General features: G+C 63.4%; 1 protein-coding gene. It reads left to right on the top strand.

Annotated elements, in window-relative coordinates:
- On the top strand, positions 1–1071 hold a 1071-nt coding region (gene dnaE, locus EN884_RS36795), incomplete at both ends, for a DNA polymerase III subunit alpha (protein WP_128361169.1).

Consider the following 1071-nt stretch of genomic DNA (forward strand, 5'->3'; position numbering starts at 1 on the left):
ACATGGCGCAGAAGCTGGAAGGCCTCTACCGCCATGCCTCGACGCACGCCGCCGGCATCGTCATCGGCGACCGGCCGCTCTCGGAGCTGGTGCCGATGTACCGCGATCCGCGCTCGGACATGCCCGTCACCCAGTTCAACATGAAATATGTCGAGCAGGCCGGACTGGTGAAGTTCGACTTCCTCGGCCTGAAGACGCTGACCGTGCTGGAGACGGCGGTGAAGCTGATCCGCCGGCGCGGCATCGAGATCGACCTGGCAACCATCCCGCTCGACGATCCCGAGACCTACGCCATGCTGTCGCGCGGCGAAGTGGTCGGCGTGTTCCAGGTGGAAAGTGCCGGCATGCGCAAGGCGCTGATCGGCATGCGGCCCGACTGCATCGAGGACATCATCGCGCTGGTCGCACTGTATCGACCCGGCCCGATGGAAAACATCCCGACCTACAACGCCCGCAAGCATGGCGAGGAGGAGATGGCCTCGATCCATCCCAAGATCGACCATCTGGTGAAGGAGACGCAAGGCGTCATCGTCTACCAGGAACAGGTGATGCAGATCGCGCAGGAGCTGTCGGGCTACTCGCTCGGCGAAGCCGATCTGCTGCGCCGCGCCATGGGCAAGAAGATTCGCGCCGAGATGGACAAGCAGCGCGAGCGCTTCGTCTCCGGCGCGGTCGAGCGTGGCGTCGGCAAGCCGCAAGCCGACTTCATTTTCGACCTGCTGGCCAAGTTCGCTGACTATGGTTTCAACAAATCGCACGCCGCCGCCTATGCGGTGGTTTCATACCAGACCGCCTATCTCAAGGCGCATTATCCGGTCGAGTTCCTGGCGGCGTCGATGACGCTCGACATGGGCAACACCGACAAGCTCGCCGATTTCCGCCAGGACGCGCTGCGCCTCGGCATCGAGGTTCTGGCGCCGTCGGTGACATCGAGCTTTCGCCCCTTCGAGGTCGGTGAGAACCGCATCTATTATTCGCTGGCAGCGCTCAAGGGCGTCGGCGACGCGGCGGTCGAGCACATCGTTGCCCAGCGTGGCGAAAAGCCGTTCAAGAACCTCGCCGATTTCTGCG

This window comes from Mesorhizobium sp. M7A.F.Ca.AU.001.01.1.1 (assembly GCF_004022735.1).
GTDB lineage: Bacteria > Pseudomonadota > Alphaproteobacteria > Rhizobiales > Rhizobiaceae > Mesorhizobium > Mesorhizobium ciceri.